Below are 16636 nucleotides of genomic sequence, written 5' to 3'. Positions count from 1 at the left end.
AGGGGAGGAATGAGAATTGCCCAAAAATCGGGCAGCTCGGGGCGAATGCCTAAAAACTGATGCGGGTCCGTGCGCAGTTTCTGCCGCGCCCGACTTTGCTACCCCAGTAAAAGTCACAGAAACGTAAACTGGCACACCCCTTGCGTAGCTCGTCTACGGGTAACGCAAAGGGGGCGCGGGTGAAGCTGATCATCGCTATCATCAAGCCGTTCAAGCTCGACGAGGTGCGCGAGGCACTGACCACCTTGGGCGTGGCGGGCATGACGGTGACCGAAGTGAAGGGGTTCGGGCGGCAGAAGGGCCAGACCGAAATCTATCGCGGGGCCGAATACAGCACCAACATGGTGCCCAAGATCAAGGTCGAAGTCGTCTGCGCGTCCGAGATCGCCGACCGCGTCGTCGAATCGATCCAGTCCGCCGCGAACACCGGCGCGATCGGCGACGGCAAGATCTTCATGCTCGATGTCGGCCAGGCCGTGCGCATCCGCACCGGCGAAACCGATGAATCGGCACTCTGAGCAAGGGGGGATTTCGATGAAGCATGTCACCAAATTGGCGACCGGCGCAGCGGGCCTTGGCCTGACGCTGTTCGTCGCGTTGCCCGCCTGGGCGCAGGATGCCGCCGCGCTCCAGTCGCCCGCCAGCGCCGCTCCGGCGGCGACGGTGAACAAGGGCGACACCGCCTGGATGCTCACCTCGACCGTGCTGGTCATGATGATGATCCTGCCCGGCCTGGCGCTGTTCTATGGCGGCCTGACCCGCGCCAAGAACATGCTGTCCACCATGACCCAGATCGGCGCGGCCGCATGTCTCGCGATGCTGATCTGGGTGATGTACGGCTATAGCCTGGCTTTCGGGCCGGACGTGTCGGGGGGCGCGTCCAACTTCATCTCCGGGCTCGGCAAGGCGTTCCTGAGGGGCGTCACGCCCGCCAGCAAGTCGGCGACCTTCACAGCCGGCGTCGAGATCCCCGAATATGTCTTCATCTGTTTCCAGATGACCTTCGCCGCGATCACCGCCGCGCTGGTGCTGGGCTCGGTGGTCGAGCGGATGAAGTTCTCGGCGGTCATGGCGTTCGTCGCGGTGTGGCTGACCATCGTGTATTTCCCCATCGCACATATGGTCTGGGCGTCGTCGGGCCTGTTCTTCAAGGCGGGCGCGCTCGACTTTGCGGGCGGCACCGTGGTCCACATCAACGCCGGTGTCTCGGCACTGGTCGCCTCGCTGATCCTGGGCAAGCGCATCGGCTATCCGACCACGCCGATGCCCCCGCACTCGCTGACGCTGACCGGCGTGGGTACGGGTTTGCTCTGGGTGGGCTGGTTCGGGTTCAATGCCGGCTCGGCGCTGGAGGCCAATGGCTCGGCGGGTCTGGCGATGATCAACACCTTCGTCGCGACCGCCAGCGGCGGCCTGTTCTGGATGCTCGCCGAGCGTCTGGCGGGGCATAAGGGCTCGGCGCTGGGCTTCTGCTCGGGAATCGTGGCCGGTCTGGTCGCGGTCACTCCGGCGGCGGGCAATTCGGGTCCGTTCGGCGCGATCGTGCTGGGCGCCATCGCCAGCGTCGTCTGCTTCTACGCGGTGTCGGTCCTGAAGCCCAAGCTGGGCTATGACGACGCACTCGACGCCTTCGGGGTGCACGGCATCGGCGGCATGATCGGCGCGATCGGTACCGCCGTGGTCTATGCGCCCTCGCTCGGCGGTCCGGGTGCGGCCGACTATGTCATGAGCTCGAAGCTGCTGGTCCAGCTCGGCGCGGTCGCCACCACGATCGTCTGGGCCACCATCGGCACCGTCATCGCCATGTATGTCGCCAAGGCTCTGACCGGCCTGCGTGTCTCGAAGGAAGTCGAGCAGGAAGGCCTCGACCTCGGCGAGCACGGCGAGCGCGCCTACAACTGATCGGGAGCGGGGGCGACAAGAACCCCCGCACCCCACGACGTTCCTCCTGCGGACGACCTAAGCCCGGTGCGGCAACGCACCGGGCCTTTTTTGTGTGTGGGGAGAGGAAGGCCCAACCTCCGTTCGAACTGAGCGAAGTCGAAGTGCACGGGACGCGGTTGCCGAGAGGGCAGGGAGTGGCCTTCTTCGCTCAGGCTGAACGGAGTTGGGGGACAGGCTAAGGGGGTAGTGCCGTCCCTTACCGACCCTTCGGCCCCGCCTGTTGCGCCTGTGCCGCCCTGGCCGCTTCATACTCGTCGAACGTACGCGACAGCAGTGCCTGGGCTTCGGCTTCGGTCACCTTTCCGTCCTTGTTGGCATCGGCCTTGCCGAACCACAGGTCGGTCAGCCGCTGGGCATGGACGGCATCGATCTGCTTCTTGCCGTTGCCCATCTTCATGATCGCGGCCTTCACCTCGGCCTTGGTCAGCACGCCGTCATGATTGGTGTCGCGCGCCTTGAACTCGCGCGAGAATTTGGCGGCGGCGGACGCGCGGGTGTCCTGCGCCATGGCGGGCGCGGTCAGCGTGGCGGCGATCAGGCCGGCGACGAGGAAACGGGTCATCAACGAGACTCCTGAACGGGACATCATGGCCGCTCCTGACGGCCTTTGGCTGTCGGCGCAATGAACGAGAGGGGGAACGAGGCTAAGCTAAGGTTGCGTGGAGGGGCCGCAGCGCATAGGGCGCGGGGCAAATCCATCCCCATCCTGAAGGACTTTGCCGTGAGCGAAGATATCAAGCGCGTCGTCCTCGCCTATTCGGGCGGCCTCGACACCAGCGTCATCCTCAAGTGGCTGCAGCAGCATTATGGCTGTGAGGTCGTGACCTTCACCGCCGATCTGGGCCAGGGCGAAGAGCTGGAGCCCGCGCGCAAGAAGGCGGAGATGGCGGGCGTGAAGCCCGAACATATCTTCATCGACGATCTGCGCGAGGAGTTCGTCAAGGATTACGTCTTCCCGATGATGCGCGCCAATGCGCTGTACGAGGGGCTGTACCTGCTCGGCACCTCGATCGCGCGGCCACTGATCGCCAAGCGCCAGATCGAGATCGCCAAGATGGTGGGCGCCGACGCGGTGAGCCACGGCGCGACCGGCAAGGGCAACGACCAGGTCCGCTTCGAGCTGGGCTATTACGCGCTCAACCCTGACATCAAGGTCATCGCACCGTGGCGCGAATGGGACCTGACCAGCCGCACCAAGCTGATCGAGTTCGCCGAGGCGCACCAGATCCCGGTGTCGAAGGACAAGCGTGGCGAAGCACCCTTCTCGACCGACGCCAACCTGCTGCACACATCGTCCGAGGGCAAGGTGCTGGAGGATCCGTGGGATGAGGTCCCCGATTATGTCTATTCGCGCACCGTCAACCCGGAAGACGCGCCCGACGTGCCCGAGGTCATCACCATCGATTTCGAGCGGGGCGACGGCGTCGCGCTGAACGGCGAGGCTTGCTCGCCCGCCACGCTGCTGACCAAGCTGAACGAGCTGGGCCGTCGCCACGGCATCGGCCGCCTCGATCTGGTCGAGAACCGCTTCGTCGGCATGAAGAGCCGCGGCATGTACGAGACGCCGGGCGGCACCATCTATGCGCTGGCGCATCGCGGCATCGAGCAGATCACGCTCGACCGGGGCGCCGCGCATTTGAAGGACGAACTGGCGCCGCGCTATGCCGAGCTGGTCTATAACGGCTTCTGGTTCAGCCCCGAGCGCGAGATGCTGCAGGCCGCCGTCAACTACAGCCAGGAAAAGGTGACCGGCACCGTTCGCCTGAAGCTGTACAAGGGCAGCTGCAACGTCACGGGCCGTAAGTCGCCCTACAGCCTCTATTCGGAAAAGGTCGTCACCTTCGAGGACGATCAGGGCGCCTATGACCAGCGCGACGCGGCGGGCTTCATCAAGCTGAACGCGCTGCGCCTGCGCCTGCTCGGCCGCCGCGACCGCGACTGATCCGATCCTTCGTCCCGCTGGGAGCCATCGTCATGGATTGCGAACGGGACGGAACGACTAGCCAGGGGGCGGGGCTGTGGTGGCAGTCCCGCCCCTTCTTGTTGCTGTGCGTGCTAGCCTCGGCGATCCCGCTGGTCTGGCCCGTAGTGCCGCCACTGGGCGATATGGGCGACCATCTCGCGAGCTATCGCATCCTTGCCGAGGCGGGGCAGGGGCCATTGGCCCGCTATTACGCGGTGCATTGGGCAGCGGTGGGCAATCTTGGCGTCGAGGCGATCGTGCTCGCGCTGCACCACGCCTTCGCCATGGGCGTGGAGCCAGCCGGCAAGCTCGTAGTCACGGCCATTCCACCGCTGACCGTGGCGGGCGTGATCGCGCTGGCGCGTGCCGCCCATGGCCGGATGCCCGCCAGTACGATCCTGGCCTTTCCGCTGGCCTATGGCCCGGCCTTCCAAATGGGCTTCGTCAACTTCTGTCTGGCGCAGGGATTGCTGTTCCTGGCCATGGCGCTGTGGTTGCGGATGGCGCGCACCGACGGCGCAGCGGGGCGGCTCATCCTGTTCGCGCTGCTGGCGCCGCTTTTGTGGCTGGTCCATGCGCTCGGTTGGGCGCTGCTGGTCGCCTATGTCTTCGGCATGGAGGCCGGGCGGCTGGTCGAACAGGGGCGGCGCTGGCCCGCTGCCGTCCTGCGTGCCGGGGCAGCGGTCGCACCGATGGCGCTGCCCGCCTTGTGGATGATCCGGTCGGGCGGGGATCAGGTCGCGGGAGAAACCGGGCGCTGGTTCCTGTGGTACAAGCTGCGTTGGATCATGACGCTGTTCCAGGAGCGCTGGATGGCGTGGGATCTGGCGGCGGTGATAGGCTTGTCGTTCTTCGCCTATGTCGTGGTCCGGTCGCGCGCCCTATCGATCCGGCCGGTGCTGGGTGTGCCCGCCGCGGTCGGTTTTCTCGTCTTCTTCGTCCTGCCCTATCTGTTCCGCGGCGGGGCGTATCTCGACATGCGGATGTTGGCCCCCGCGGTGATGCTGGCGCTGCTCTCGGTCCAGGTGAGTACGGAACGGATGGGGCGCGGACTGGCGATCGTCGCGACCATCTTTTTCGTCGCAAGGCTGGCGGGCACGACCATCGCCTTTGCGGAACTGGCGCAGGGGCAGGATCGCGAATGGCGGGCCATCGCGGCGTTGCCGCCGGGCGGCACGGTGCTGGTCCTGACCAATGTAAGCGCCGAGTCGCGCTGGGATGCGCCCCGGCTGACCCATATCGGGGGTGTCGCGGTCGTGCGTATGGGCGTGTTCACCAACGGCCAGTGGACGGTGCCCGGCCAGCATCTGATCCAGCCCCGTCTGCCCGGTGCCGGGCGGTTCGACCGCGATCCGTCCTCGCTGGTCTTTCCTCCCGACAGCGGCGGAGGACCGACCGACTTCGAGGATGCGATCCGCGACTTCGACCGATGCACCTTCGACGCCGTTTGGACGATTGGTTTTCCCGATGGGCGTGCCCGGTCGCCCGATCTGACCCCGGTGTGGGCGCAGGGCAAATCCGCCGTCTATCGCGTTCGTCGCGGCCGATGCTTGTCGGACGCCCCTTCGATCCGCTAGGCGACCGGCATGAATGGGGGAAAGCTCAACTGGTGGCAGACGCGGTGGTTCGTGGCGGCGATGGCGCTGCTCGCCGCCGTGCCGCTCATCTGGCCCACCGTGCCGCCGCTGGTCGACCTGCCGGGGCATATGGGGCGCTACCGCGTCCAGCTGGAATATGCGCATCAGCCCTGGCTGGCGCACTGGTACCGCTTCGAATGGCAGATGATCGGCAATCTGGGCATCGACCTGCTGATCGAGCCGCTGGCGCCGATCTTCGGCCTGGAACTCGCGGTCAAGCTGATCGTGATCGCCATTCCGGTGCTGACCGTGACCGGCCTGTTGTGGATCGCGCGCGAGGTGCAGGGGCGCATCCCGGCGACCGCGCTGTTCGCGCTGCCGCTGGCCTATAGCTATCCCGTCCAGTTCGGTTTCGTGAACTTCGCGCTGGCGATGGCGCTGGCGCTGAACCTGTTCGCGCTGTGGCTGCGCATGGGGCGGCTGGGCGCCGTAAAGCTGCGGGCGCTCCTCTTCGTGCCGTTGTCGTGCATCCTGTGGGTCGCGCATACCTTTGGCTGGGGCGTGCTGGGCGTGCTGGCCTTTTCGGCCGAGCTGATCCGCCAGCATGACATCCGCCGTGCCAAGGGTGCGCAGGGACTCAAGGGCTGGGCCGAGTCGGCCTTCCATGCCGGGCTGGGCTGTATCCCGCTGGCACTGCCCATGGTGCTGATGGTGCTGTGGCGTTCGGGTGCGGATGTGACCGGCAAGACTGGCGACTGGTTCAACTGGCGCTGGAAGATCAACTGGATCACGATGGTGCTGCGCGATCGCTGGATGGCGTTCGACCTCGCCTCGGTGACGGTGCTGTTCCTCGTTCTGCTCAAGGGCGTGCGCGACGAGCGGGTCGAATATTCGCGCAATCTGGTGCTGTCGGCGGCGTTCCTGTTCGTCGTCTATCTGCTGCTGCCGCGCGTCGTCTTCGGCTCGGCCTATGCCGATATGCGCCTCGCCCCCTATGTCCTGGCCATCGCGTTGATCGCGCTGCGTCCCCGGCGTGGGTTGTCGTTGCGCGGCGCGTCGACGCTGGCGGTCGTGGGTCTGGCGTTCTTCGGGGTGCGGATCGCGGCGACCACGGTCAGCTATGTGATGTACAGCAACGACTATGACCGGGTGCTCACCGCGCTCGATCATGTACCGCCGCGTGCGCGGTTGCTGACCTTTGTCGGCCGCCAATATTGCGCCGATGTCTGGCCGTCGAGCCGGCTGGAGCATGTCGCGGGTCTCGCGCTGGAGCGCAAGCTGGCCTATGCCAATGACCAATGGTCGATGGCGGGCGGACAGCTGCTGACGGTGCGCTACGCCCCCGCCAAGCGGTTCGCGCATGACCCGTCCGAAATCGTCACCCAGCGGCGTTGTCGCGGGCAATGGTGGCGGCCGGTCGATACCGCGCTGAAGCTGCTGCCGCGCGATGCGTTCGACTATGTCTGGCTAGTCCATGCGCCGCGCTATGACGAGGCGCTGACGCGTGGGCTGACGCCGATCTGGCGGTCGGGGCGCGACGTGCTTTACAGGATCGACGATCGCCGTCCGATCATCGACCCGGCGGCCTATGAACTGCTCAGCCGCCCGCTGCCCGAGGAAGAAAAGCGAGCGCCCGCCCGGCGCAAGGCCACGGCAGACCAGGACGACAATTAAGGCAGGGTGATCTGAGATAAACCCACCCCCCCCCTTCAGGGGAGGGGCCGGGGGGTGGGGCGTACCCGCATGCGCGGCCTTTGTGGAAAGGCCCCACCCCAACCCCTCCCCTGAAGGGGAGGGGCTCGTATTACTCCAAGGCGATCTGATCCCGCTCTGCGCCTCAGCCCCGGCGGAATGGGGTCAGCTCGCCCAGATACTCGCTCTCTGCCTCGATCGCCTGACGCTCGCGGGTCACGAACTCGGCGACGGCGCGGCGGAAGGCGGGGTGGGGGATATAATGCGCCGACCAGGTTGGCACGGGCACATAGCCGCGCGCCAGCTTGTGCTCGCCCTGCGCGCCCGCCTCGACGGTCGCCAGCCCGCGCGCAATGGCGGCGTCGATCGCCTGATAATAGCAGAGCTCGAAATGGAGGAAGGGCACCTCCTCGACCGCGCCCCAATAGCGGCCATAGAGCGTGTCTTCCCCGATCAGGTTGAGCGCGCCCGCGATCGGTATCCCGTCGCGCTCGGCCAGGATCAGCAGCACCTTGTCGCCCAGCCGCTCGCCGATCCGGTCGAAGGCGGCACGGGTCAGATAGGGCTGGCCCCATTTGCGGCTGCCCGTGTCCTGATAGAAGACCCAGAAGGCGTCCCAATGCTCGGGGCGGATTTGGTCACCCGACAGATGGCGGATGGTTAGTCCCTCGACGGCGGCGGCGCGTTCCTTGCGGATCGCCTTGCGCTTGCGGCTGGCGAGCGCGTCCAGGAAGTCGTCGAAGTTGCGATAGCCGTCATTGCGCCAGTGGAACTGCACCCCCTCGCGGATCAGCCAGTCCGCCGCCTCGAAATGCGGCAGCTGGTCGGGGGCGACGAACGTCACATGCGCCGAGGACAGCTCGCTCTGGTCGGTCACCGCCTCGATCGCCGCGATCAGCGCGGGCGCGAAGGCGGGATCGCGCATCAGCAGTCGGGGGCCGGGCACCGGCGAGAAAGGCGCGGCGATCTGGAGCTTGGGGTAATAGCGCCCGCCCGCGCGCTCCCAGGCGTCGGCCCAGCCATGGTCGAAGACATATTCGCCCTGGCTATGCGCCTTCAGATAGGCGGGGGCGATGGCGGCGGGGTGTCCGTCGGGGCCGTCGATCACGATGGGAGCAGGCGTCCAGCCGGAGCGGCCGCCGACGCTGTGCGACTCCTCCAAGGCGGTCAGGAAGGCGTGGGAGACGAACGGGTTTGCCGTGCCCGCGCAGGCGTCCCACTGGTCGGGGGACAGGGCGGCGACGCCGGAGAGGATACGCGCGACGGCGGTGGTCATCGCGGGTGGATATGCGGTGTGGGATGGGGTGGAACAAGGGGGCGAGTGGGTGGCTGGTGGCGAAGGCCCTCCCCCATCCCCTCCCGCTTGCGGGAGGGGAGCGGCCAGAGGTTAGCGAGGAATCCCAAAACTGGCCAAACAACGCGCCCCTCCCGCAGGCGGGAGGGGATGGGGGAGGGAAGGCCGCAAGCTACGTACTCACGGACTTTCCCAGTTACGCCAATTCGACGATCGCGTCCACCTCGACCGCCGCCCCCAGCGGCAGCACCGGCACGCCGACCGCCGAGCGGGCATGACGCCCGGCCGCTTCGCCGAACAGCGACACCATCAGTTCGGACGCGCCATTGGCGACCTTGGGCTGGTCGGTGAAGTCACCGGCCGAGTTCACGAACACGCCCAGCTTCACGATCCGCTTCACGCGGCTCAGGTCGCCACCGAGATGCTTCTTGATCTGCGCGACCAGCATCAGGCCGCACGCCTGCGCCGCCTTCTGCCCGTCCTCCAGCGAGACGCCATCGCCCAGTCGTCCGGTGACGAGCTGACCGTCTACAAAGGGCAACTGGCCCGAAATGTGGAGAAGCCCGCCCGCCTCGACGACGGGGACATAGGCGGCGACGGGGGCGGCAGCCTCCGGCAGGGTGAGGCCGAGCTGCTCGAGCGCGCGATCGATATGCGTAGTCATGGGGCGAGACATGGCGCGCTCGCCCCGTTTTCGTCAAGCCGTGGCGGGGCGCCCCTCGGCGAAGCGCGCGGCGATCCAGCCTTCCGCCTTGCGCCAGTCGTCGATCCGCGCATGGGCGTGCGGGGCGGGCGGTACATGCGGGGCCATTTCCGGCTCCGAGACCATGTGCAGCCGGTGGACCTGCGGCGCATGGTCGGCGACCGAGGCGTGATGTTGCGGCAGATCGTCGACGAAGACGGTGACGGGGTTGCCATGCTCGGCGACGAGTCGGGCCACCGGCTCGCCCTTGCCGCCATTGTTGCATTGGACCCGGTGATGGATGCCAAAGCGCGCCAGCTGCTCGATTCGCGGCGTGCGGCATTCCTCGATCAAATTGGTCAGGATGACGATGTCGGCGTGTTGGCCCAGGGCGGCTAGCGCCTCGGCGGCGTGGGGCACCAGCGTCTGGCGGTCCATCTCGCTGGGGAAGAAACCGTGCAGCAGATCCCAGGCCTCGGCCTGGCTCAAGGCGGGGCCGCCGTTCCGCCGCGTCATCGCGCCGAAGAAATCGTGGCGATCGATCGCGAAGTCGATGTCGTGCGACTCGTCCAGCCAGTTGCGGAAGTGGCGCACCATGTGGACGAGCACCTCGTCACAGTCACAGATCAATAAAGGCTTCATGCGGTCTCCAACGTCCGGCGGGCGGCAACCAGCGCCTCGGGGCGAACGTCCAAATCCTCGGCGCAGGCGATCAGGTCCGCCTCATGGCCCTCCAGGAACGACAGGATCGCCGCCAGCACGCCCGGCTCGCCCGCCCCGCCGCGCAGTTCCTCGACCGACAGGCCGGTCAGCGCGAGCAGCCGTTCGGCGCGCGACGGGCTTTGCAGCGTCCATATGAGCGCCCGCAGCGCCAGGGCCATTGCGGGTTCGATTGTATCCGGTCCGGGCATTGCCTATCGTGTCCGTCGTAATGGTGGAGACCGCGTGACAAGAAAGGTGCTCGTTGTCGAGGACAACGAACTCAATCTGAAACTCTTCTGCGACCTGTTGCGCGTGCACGGCTTCATCGCCGAGCCGGTGCGCGACGGGCGCGAAGCGGTGGCGCGCGCGCGCGAGGTGCAGCCCGACCTCATCATCATGGACATCCAGATGCCGCATGTCACCGGCTATGAGCTGATCCTGGAGATGAAGGCCGACGAGGAGTTGCGCCGCATCCCGGTGATGGCGGTGACCGCCTATGCGGGCCGCGACGACGAGGAGCGGATCCGCGCAGCGGGGGCGGATTCCTACGTGTCCAAGCCGATCAGCCTGATGCGGTTCATGGAGGCGGTGAACGGGTTGTTGTGAAGGGTGCTTCCCTCCGTTCGCACAGAGCGAAGTCGAAGTGCACGTCCCGGACCTATGCGGCACGCGTTATCCCGTGGCCTTCGACTGCGCTCAGGCTGAACGGGGGGTGGGAACAGGCGGTCTGCCCGGATGGGAATCTGACAACGCAGCTATCCCAAAGAAGACAAGATCGAGCCAGCCAGCCCCAGCGAGGCATAGACGGAAACGATTATTCTCGTGCTGTTCCCATATCCTCGCCGAGCCAGGAACCACCCGAACACTAACGGCACGGTCAACAGGCCAAGCATTAACGGGCCGCTGATCCGGCGACTTTGGAAGGGACGTTGATCAATATCCGTCTTGATTGGCGCGTCGGGCATCAGGCTTTTGATCATGGAAACGCTGTGTCCGCAATGGCGCGACAGCGGACCCCGCCGCCCCACCCTCAGGCTTCTGAATCATCCTCCACCACCGTCGCCTTGCGCCCCTTGAACCCCTGCGCCACCACGAACCATTCCACCGAACCCTTGCGGCTCGACGGCGGCTTGGCGTGTTTCACGGTGGCGAAGTGGCGCTTCATCTCGGCGACCAGTTGCGAATCGGCGCCGCCCGCAAAGACCTTCGACACGAACACGCCGCCGGGCGACAGCACGTCGCAGGCGAAGGCGAAGGCGGTTTCGACCAGCGCCATGGTGCGCAGCGCATCGGTCTGCGGATGGCCGACGGTGTTGGCCGCCATGTCCGACATCACCAGGTCCGGTGCGCCGCCCAGCGCCTCCATCAGGCGATCGGGCGCGGCGTCGTCCATGAAGTCCATCTCGAAGATGGTGACGCCGTCGATCGGATCGACCGGCAACAGGTCGATGCCGACCACGCTGGCGTTCGGCACCTGCCGCCGTACCACCTGGCTCCAGCCGCCCGGTGCCAGTCCGAGGTCGATGATCCGCTTCTTGCCGCGCAGGAAGCCGAAGCGCTCGTCCAGCTCGATCAGCTTGTACGCGGCGCGGCTGCGATACCCCTCCGCCTTGGCGCGGCGGACATAAGGGTCGTTCAGCTGGCGCTCGAGCCAGCGGGTCGATTGGGCGGTGCGCTTCCGGGCGGTGCGCACGCGCTGGTGCAGCCCTGCATTGCCTCTGCTCACGGTCTGGCGATTCCCATCAAACGGCGCAGGATTCCCTCGCGAATCCCGCGGTCGGCGATCCCTAGCCGCTCGGCGGGCCAGAGGTCCAATATCGTCTCCAGGATGGCGCAGCCCGCCACCACCAGATCGGCGCGTTCAGGACCGATGCACGCCACCTTGCCGCGCGCGGACAGGCTCTTGCGCGACAGATCGGCGCTGATCGCGCGCATCGCGGCCGTGGGCACGATCAGCCCGTCGACGGCGTTGCGGTCATAATGGCTGAGCCCCAGATGGACACTGCCCAAAGTCGTCACCGTGCCGCTGGTGCCGAGCAGCCGGGGGCGCTTGAGGTTCCTCGGCAGGCGCGCGGCGAAGTCGGCGAAGCTGTCCGCGACGATGTCGCGCATCCGGGCATAGGCGGCCAACCGCCCGGCCTCGCCCTCGCCACCGCCCGCGCTTTCGGTCAGCGACACGACGCCCCAGGGCGCCGAATGCCAGTCGAGGATGCGCGGGGCAGGTCCATGCGTGTCGACCAGCACCAGCTCGGTCGAGCCGCCGCCAATGTCGAAGATCAGCGCGGGGTCCTCGCCCGGCTCGATCAGCGCATGACAGCCGAGCACCGCCAGCCGCGCCTCTTCCTCGGCCGAGATGATGTCCAGATGGATCCCCGTCTCGGCCAGCGCGCGCGCGATGAAGGCGGGGCCGTTGGCGGCGCGGCGACACGCTTCGGTCGCGACGGCGCGCGACAAAGTGACGTTGCGGCGCTTCAGCTTGTCGGCGCAGACGCGCAGCGCGGCGATGGTGCGGTCGATCGCGGCGTCGGACAGGCGGCCGGTCGTCGCCAGCCCCTCGCCCAGCCGGACGATCCGCGAAAAGGCGTCGACGACCGCAAAGCCGCCGCCCTGCGGCCGCGCGATCAGCAGCCGGCAATTGTTGGTACCAAGGTCGAGCGCGGCATAGGCCTGCGCATCCGACCACCGGCCACGCTGGGGCCGGGGGGGTGCCGGACGGGCAGGGGGCTTGGCCTGCCGGTACGGCCTTCGGGTGGGAACATCCCCCATCGCCGTATCTCGCTTTATTCTGTTCTATCCGTCACGAACATGAGTGTTCGCCGGTGCTTGAGCATCAAGGTAGCGAGTCGGCACCGCCGCGACAAGACGCGCGACGGGCACCATTGCGGAAATCGGGTTGACACCGTTGATTCGCCCGCCTAGAGGCACGCCCCTGTTCGATGCCCCGTCGTCTAAAGGTAAGACCACGGACTCTGACTCCGTTAATTGAGGTTCGAATCCTCACGGGGCATCCAGATTTTCCTGACATGGCCGGTTTCTTCGCCCCGTCGCCGATCGCGTGACGCGGGTTTCGTTGCTGATTCCGCGCGGAACCGGGCGCGGCGCGGCACAGTTGACCCCGTCATGGTCGTGATCGGATGCCTGTTGCTGTTCATCCTGCCGTTGATCGGTCTGGTGATCGGCGGCTGGCTGGGCGGCCTGACGGTCGGCCTATGGGCGGCATTGGGCGGGTTCGTGCTCGCTATCGCCGCCTGCTCCCTCTCGATCATCGCATTGGTGAAGTCCCGTCCTTCCCGCTAAGCCCCCGCGCTCCTGATCCGATGACGCGGACAGAATGATGAGTCAAAGCGGCGCCTCTCCTTGTCGCCGGGCGTAGGGGGGCCGGCCAACCGGATGACGATCGGCCACGCCGTTGCCGACCTGGGCGAACTCGGCGAGGAGCATAGGAGCGGGCGCTGGCTGAAGGGCCTTGGTCTCGATGCCGCGACGTTATGCCGGATGCGTGAGGTGGTGCGTCAGTGCCGGTCCCCCGATTTGGCCGGGGCTGAAGGCCGATCCCGCAAAGCCGTATCAGGGGGCCGGTGCCGCACCCTCGGTGCGTGCGCTCAACGTCGTTCAGCGCGTGCGGACGTCAGGCCTTCCAGCCATCCACCAGCGTCCAGCGATCGCGCCAGCGCAGCACCGGGGTCTCGCCCTCCCATTCCACCGGCAGCCAGACATAGCGTCCGTCGATCGCAATTTCCGGCCGCCAGCGATCGGCCATGAAGATGAAGCGTGGTTCCGCTCCCGGTCGCTCCGGCGGCAGCGGCAGGACGAAGGTGGACTGCGAATGGAAGGTCGTCTTCCGGTCCTCCTCGCTTCCGCGCACCGGATTTCCCAGCGGGCGCCACGGCCCCGTCACCTTGTCCGCGACATAGACCCGCCCCGGATTGGGCCGCCATCCCGTCAGGCCGGAGGCGAACATGTAATAGCGCCCCTTGGTCTTGAAGAGCGCTGGGGCCTCGTTGCCGCCATCGGGCAACGCGCGGACATAATAGCCGTCATGTCGGGTCCAGTCGGGCGCAAGCCGCGCGATCTGGAGCGTCGCATTCTCCTCCGAGGCATAGATATGCCAGGCGGTGTCGCCATCGACGAAGATCGTCATGTCACGCGCCATCTGCCCGCCCGAAAAGTCGCGGGCCAGGGTGGTGTCCGGCGCCTTGTCCTCGGCCGTCGCATTGGCGGGCCAGATGCCCGGATTGACGCGGCCAGCGTGCAGGAAACGGAACGGCCCCTGCGGTCGATCGGCAACCGCGACGCCCGCCTGCGCCGCGCCGTACCCGCGCCCCTTCAGCTCCAGATGGAACCACATCACGAATTGGCGGGTGCGGCGGTTATAGACGACCTTGGGCCGCTCCAGGATGCAGCCGCGCGTGATCGGGCTTGCCGGATCGTCCGATACGGGCAGCGCGATGCCCTCGTCGCGCCAGTTCACCAGATCGGCCGAGCTATAGGCATGGACGCCGACCAGCGCGGTATTGCCCGCCTCGCCTGCCGTCTTGTGCTCGCCATGCCACCACCAGCGTCCGCCATGACGCAGCAGGCCGCCGCCATGCGCATTGATCGCGACGCCGCTGACATCGTTCCACACCTCGCCGGGGTCAAAGGCGTCGGGCTGGGCAGCGCGCGCCATGCCACCGATCAGCGCCGCCGCGCTTGCCCCCAACAGGATGCTTCGCCGATCGATCGTCACGGAAACCTCGCTCGCTGCCATGGCTCCGACCGTATATCGTCTGACAAATTCGGCAAGGCCCGACGGGCTCGACGCTGTGCTGGCGGGGGGCTAGACCGGCCCCGTTTCCATTTCTGTCAGGCCGTACCATGTCCTATTCCGCCCGCCTCACCGCTCTCCGTGCCGAACTGGCCGCGCAAGGGCTCGACGGTTTCGTCGTGCCGCTGACCGACGAGCATATGAGCGAATATGTCGGCGACTATGCGCAGCGGCTGGGCTGGCTGACCGGGTTTGGCGGGTCGGCGGGGTCGGCGGTGGTGCTTCGCGACAAGGCGGCGATCTTCACCGACGGACGCTATACGCTGCAGGTGCGCGAGCAGGTGTCGGGCGACGACTATGCCTATATCCCCGTGCCGCAGGACAGCGTGGCCGCCTGGCTGGGCCGCGAGACGGCGGCGGGGCAGCGGATCGGCTATGACCCGTGGCTGCACACGCGCCAGCAGGTCGCCGATATGGCGGCCGCGCTGGCCGATCGCGAGGCCGAACTGGTCGCCGTCACGGCCAATCCGATCGACGCGATCTGGACCGACCGTCCCGCCCCCTCGGCCGCCGTGTTGACGGTGCAGGATGAGGCGGTGGCGGGCGAAAGCTCGGCGGCCAAGCGTGCGCGGATCGGCGAATGGCTGACCGAGCAACGTGCCGACGCGGTGGTGCTGTCGGCCCTGGATTCGATCGCCTGGACGCTTAACGTGCGCGGCACCGATGTCGCGCATACGCCGGTCGCGCTGTCCTATGCGATCGTCCATGCGGATGGCGAGACCGACCTGTTCATCGCGCCGGAGAAGATCACGCCGGAGGTCCGCGCGCATCTGGGCAATGCGGTGCGGCTACACGAGCGCGCAGCGTTCGCGGGCTATCTGACCGGCTTTGCGGGCAAGCGGGTGGTCGCGGACCCCGAGCGTGCGGTCGCTGCCATCGCGCTAGGACTGGAGGCGGGCGGGGCCAAGGTGCTGGCGCTTCGCGATCCGGTTGTGCTGACCAAGGCGATCAAGAACCCTGCCGAGGTCGCCGGTCACCGCGCCGCCTCGGTCCGTGACGGCGCGGCGATGGTGCGCTTCCTCCGCTGGGTCGAACTGGAGTGCCCCAAGGGCGGCCAGACCGAGCTGTCCGCCGCCGCGCAATTGCTGGCGTGCCGCGAGGCGACCGGGTTGCTCAAGGATACCAGCTTCTCGACCATTTCGGCCACCGGCGCACATGGCGCCAGCCCGCATTATCACGTCACCGAGGAGTCGAACGCAGCGATCGAATTGGGTCAGCTGTTCCTAATTGATTCCGGCGGGCAGTATCAGGATGGCACCACCGACATCACCCGCGTCATGCCGATCGGTGCGCCGACGGACGAGATGCGCGATCGCTTCACCCGCGTTCTGAAGGGGCATATCGGCCTGGCCACCGCCGTCTTCCCGGACGGGACGCTCGGCGGGCATCTGGATTCGCTGGCACGGCGGCCGCTCTGGGAGGTCGGGCTGGATTACGCGCACGGCACCGGCCACGGCGTCGGCGCGTATCTGTCGGTGCATGAGGGGCCGCAGCGTATAGCCGCGCCCAACTATCCCGGCGGGGCGGCAATGGAGCCGCTGCGCGCAGGGATGATGCTGTCCAACGAGCCGGGTTATTACAAGGCGGGCGAGTACGGCATCCGCATCGAGAATCTGGTACTGGTCGAATCGCGCGAGATCGCGGGCGCGGACCGCGACATGCTGGGCTTCGAGACGCTGACCCTGTGCCCAATCGAGCGGACGCTGATCGTGGCGGACCTGCTGACAGTCGAGGAACGGGACTGGCTGAATGCGTATCATACGCGGGTTGCAGAGGTTCTGGCGTCGGAGCTGGAGGGTGCGGATCGGGACTGGTTGCTGGAGAAGTGTGCGGCGATCTGATTTTTGGTTCACGCGAAGCCGCGAGGACGCGAAGAAGAAGGAAGGGTGGTTCGCGCGGAGGCGCGGAGGCGCGGAGGTGTCTCGCCCGCCGCGCCAGCGGCCCTCTTATCTCGGGCGCTGAGGAATAGAGGGCG

General features: G+C 67.0%; 16 protein-coding genes and 1 tRNA gene. 9 read left to right on the top strand and 8 right to left on the bottom strand.

Going from position 1 to position 16636, the window contains the following annotated elements:
* Window positions 1–179: 179 nt before the first annotated feature.
* Together GGR45_RS11955 and GGR45_RS11950 are read left to right on the top strand one after the other, a co-directional pair.
* Complete coding sequence (locus tag GGR45_RS11955; protein WP_175311900.1) at window positions 180–518, top strand: P-II family nitrogen regulator; 339 nt, start codon at window positions 180–182, stop codon at window positions 516–518.
* Between the two features lie 16 nt (window positions 519–534).
* On the top strand, window positions 535–1902 hold the full coding sequence (locus tag GGR45_RS11950; RefSeq protein ID WP_175311901.1) for an ammonium transporter: 1368 nt from the start codon (window positions 535–537) through the stop codon (window positions 1900–1902).
* 238 nt (window positions 1903–2140) lie between these two features.
* On the opposite strand, the gene GGR45_RS11945 is transcribed toward GGR45_RS11950, so the two are convergent.
* The gene (locus tag GGR45_RS11945) at window positions 2141–2506 is read right to left on the bottom strand and encodes an EF-hand domain-containing protein (protein WP_175311902.1); all 366 of its coding nucleotides are present in this window, start codon (window positions 2504–2506) and stop codon (window positions 2141–2143) included.
* 159 nt (window positions 2507–2665) lie between these two features.
* Between GGR45_RS11945 and GGR45_RS11940 the strand changes: the two genes are divergently transcribed.
* From GGR45_RS11940 to GGR45_RS11930, 3 genes are read left to right on the top strand one after another with little or no spacing between them, the layout of a single operon-like run.
* The gene (locus GGR45_RS11940) at window positions 2666–3886 is read left to right on the top strand and encodes an argininosuccinate synthase (protein WP_175311903.1); all 1221 of its coding nucleotides are present in this window, start codon (window positions 2666–2668) and stop codon (window positions 3884–3886) included.
* 32 nt (window positions 3887–3918) lie between these two features.
* Window positions 3919–5484, top strand: a complete 1566-nt coding sequence (locus tag GGR45_RS11935; RefSeq protein WP_175311904.1) for a hypothetical protein — start codon at window positions 3919–3921, stop codon at window positions 5482–5484.
* A 9-nt stretch (window positions 5485–5493) separates the two neighbouring features.
* On the top strand, window positions 5494–7158 hold the full coding sequence (locus tag GGR45_RS11930) for a hypothetical protein (RefSeq protein ID WP_246358192.1): 1665 nt from the start codon (window positions 5494–5496) through the stop codon (window positions 7156–7158).
* Window positions 7159–7321: 163 nt separating this feature from the next.
* On the opposite strand, the gene GGR45_RS11925 is transcribed toward GGR45_RS11930, so the two are convergent.
* The 4 genes from GGR45_RS11925 to GGR45_RS11910 all read right to left on the bottom strand — a co-directional run bounded on the left by GGR45_RS11925 (window position 7322) and on the right by GGR45_RS11910 (window position 10033).
* Window positions 7322–8452: a GNAT family N-acetyltransferase gene (locus tag GGR45_RS11925; RefSeq protein ID WP_175311905.1), complete on the bottom strand. Its 1131-nt coding sequence runs from the start codon at window positions 8450–8452 to the stop codon at window positions 7322–7324.
* Between the two features lie 214 nt (window positions 8453–8666).
* A complete protein-coding gene (locus GGR45_RS11920; protein WP_175311906.1) occupies window positions 8667–9134 on the bottom strand; it encodes a RidA family protein in 468 nt (155 codons plus the stop codon).
* A gap of 33 nt (window positions 9135–9167) precedes the next feature.
* The gene (locus GGR45_RS11915) at window positions 9168–9794 is read right to left on the bottom strand and encodes an HAD family hydrolase (RefSeq protein ID WP_175311907.1); all 627 of its coding nucleotides are present in this window, start codon (window positions 9792–9794) and stop codon (window positions 9168–9170) included.
* Window positions 9791–10033: a DUF3572 family protein gene (locus GGR45_RS11910; protein WP_175311908.1), complete on the bottom strand. Its 243-nt coding sequence runs from the start codon at window positions 10031–10033 to the stop codon at window positions 9791–9793. The genes GGR45_RS11915 and GGR45_RS11910 overlap by 4 nt, the downstream gene beginning before the upstream one ends.
* Window positions 10034–10097: 64 nt before the next feature.
* Here GGR45_RS11910 and GGR45_RS11905 point away from each other — a divergent pair, with 64 nt between their 5' ends.
* Complete coding sequence (locus GGR45_RS11905; protein ID WP_175311909.1) at window positions 10098–10460, top strand: response regulator; 363 nt, start codon at window positions 10098–10100, stop codon at window positions 10458–10460.
* 424 nt (window positions 10461–10884) lie between these two features.
* Here GGR45_RS11905 and GGR45_RS11900 read toward each other — a convergent pair whose 3' ends face one another.
* Complete coding sequence (locus GGR45_RS11900; protein WP_175311910.1) at window positions 10885–11580, bottom strand: RlmE family RNA methyltransferase; 696 nt, start codon at window positions 11578–11580, stop codon at window positions 10885–10887.
* Window positions 11577–12620 carry a Ppx/GppA phosphatase family protein gene (locus GGR45_RS11895; protein ID WP_175311911.1) on the bottom strand — a complete coding sequence of 348 codons (1044 nt, stop codon included), beginning with the start codon at window positions 12618–12620 and terminating at the stop codon, window positions 11577–11579. Before GGR45_RS11895 ends, GGR45_RS11900 begins: the two co-directional genes overlap by 4 nt.
* A gap of 171 nt (window positions 12621–12791) precedes the next feature.
* Here GGR45_RS11895 and GGR45_RS11890 point away from each other — a divergent pair.
* A tRNA-Gln gene (locus tag GGR45_RS11890) sits at window positions 12792–12865 on the top strand.
* Between the two features lie 109 nt (window positions 12866–12974).
* Window positions 12975–13151 (top strand): hypothetical protein, encoded by a 177-nt coding sequence (locus GGR45_RS11885; protein WP_175311912.1) that lies wholly within the window; start codon window positions 12975–12977, stop codon window positions 13149–13151.
* 331 nt (window positions 13152–13482) lie between these two features.
* Here the strand turns inward: GGR45_RS11885 and GGR45_RS11880 are convergent, their stop codons facing one another.
* Complete coding sequence (locus GGR45_RS11880) at window positions 13483–14583, bottom strand: glycoside hydrolase family 43 protein (RefSeq protein WP_217497992.1); 1101 nt, start codon at window positions 14581–14583, stop codon at window positions 13483–13485.
* Window positions 14584–14711: 128 nt separating this feature from the next.
* Here GGR45_RS11880 and GGR45_RS11875 point away from each other — a divergent pair, with 128 nt between their 5' ends.
* Window positions 14712–16502: an aminopeptidase P family protein gene (locus tag GGR45_RS11875; RefSeq protein ID WP_175311914.1), complete on the top strand. Its 1791-nt coding sequence runs from the start codon at window positions 14712–14714 to the stop codon at window positions 16500–16502.
* Window positions 16503–16636 lie beyond the last annotated feature (134 nt).

The sequence above is a fragment of the Sphingomonas zeae genome, from assembly GCF_014197135.1.
Classification (GTDB): Bacteria; Pseudomonadota; Alphaproteobacteria; order Sphingomonadales; family Sphingomonadaceae; genus Sphingomonas; species Sphingomonas zeae.
Note: the sequence above shows the minus strand (reverse complement) of the source record. Positions and strands in the feature narration are given on the sequence as shown.

What these genes read in the sequence shown, in the direction of transcription:
- GGR45_RS11885 (WP_175311912.1), top strand. Translation starts at nt 12,975, where the DNA reads ATGGTCGTGATCGGATGCCTGTTGCTGTTCATCCTGCCGTTGATCGGT.
- GGR45_RS11935 (WP_175311904.1), top strand. Translation starts at nt 3,919, where the DNA reads ATGGATTGCGAACGGGACGGAACGACTAGCCAGGGGGCGGGGCTGTGG.
- GGR45_RS11875 (WP_175311914.1), top strand. Translation starts at nt 14,712, where the DNA reads ATGTCCTATTCCGCCCGCCTCACCGCTCTCCGTGCCGAACTGGCCGCG.
- GGR45_RS11950 (WP_175311901.1), top strand. Translation starts at nt 535, where the DNA reads ATGAAGCATGTCACCAAATTGGCGACCGGCGCAGCGGGCCTTGGCCTG.
- GGR45_RS11910 (WP_175311908.1), bottom strand. Translation starts at nt 10,033, where the DNA reads ATGGCCCTGGCGCTGCGGGCGCTCATATGGACGCTGCAAAGCCCGTCG.
- GGR45_RS11895 (WP_175311911.1), bottom strand. Translation starts at nt 12,620, where the DNA reads ATGGGGGATGTTCCCACCCGAAGGCCGTACCGGCAGGCCAAGCCCCCT.
- GGR45_RS11925 (WP_175311905.1), bottom strand. Translation starts at nt 8,452, where the DNA reads ATGACCACCGCCGTCGCGCGTATCCTCTCCGGCGTCGCCGCCCTGTCC.
- GGR45_RS11930 (WP_246358192.1), top strand. Translation starts at nt 5,494, where the DNA reads ATGAATGGGGGAAAGCTCAACTGGTGGCAGACGCGGTGGTTCGTGGCG.
- GGR45_RS11915 (WP_175311907.1), bottom strand. Translation starts at nt 9,794, where the DNA reads ATGAAGCCTTTATTGATCTGTGACTGTGACGAGGTGCTCGTCCACATG.
- GGR45_RS11945 (WP_175311902.1), bottom strand. Translation starts at nt 2,506, where the DNA reads ATGACCCGTTTCCTCGTCGCCGGCCTGATCGCCGCCACGCTGACCGCG.
- GGR45_RS11920 (WP_175311906.1), bottom strand. Translation starts at nt 9,134, where the DNA reads ATGACTACGCATATCGATCGCGCGCTCGAGCAGCTCGGCCTCACCCTG.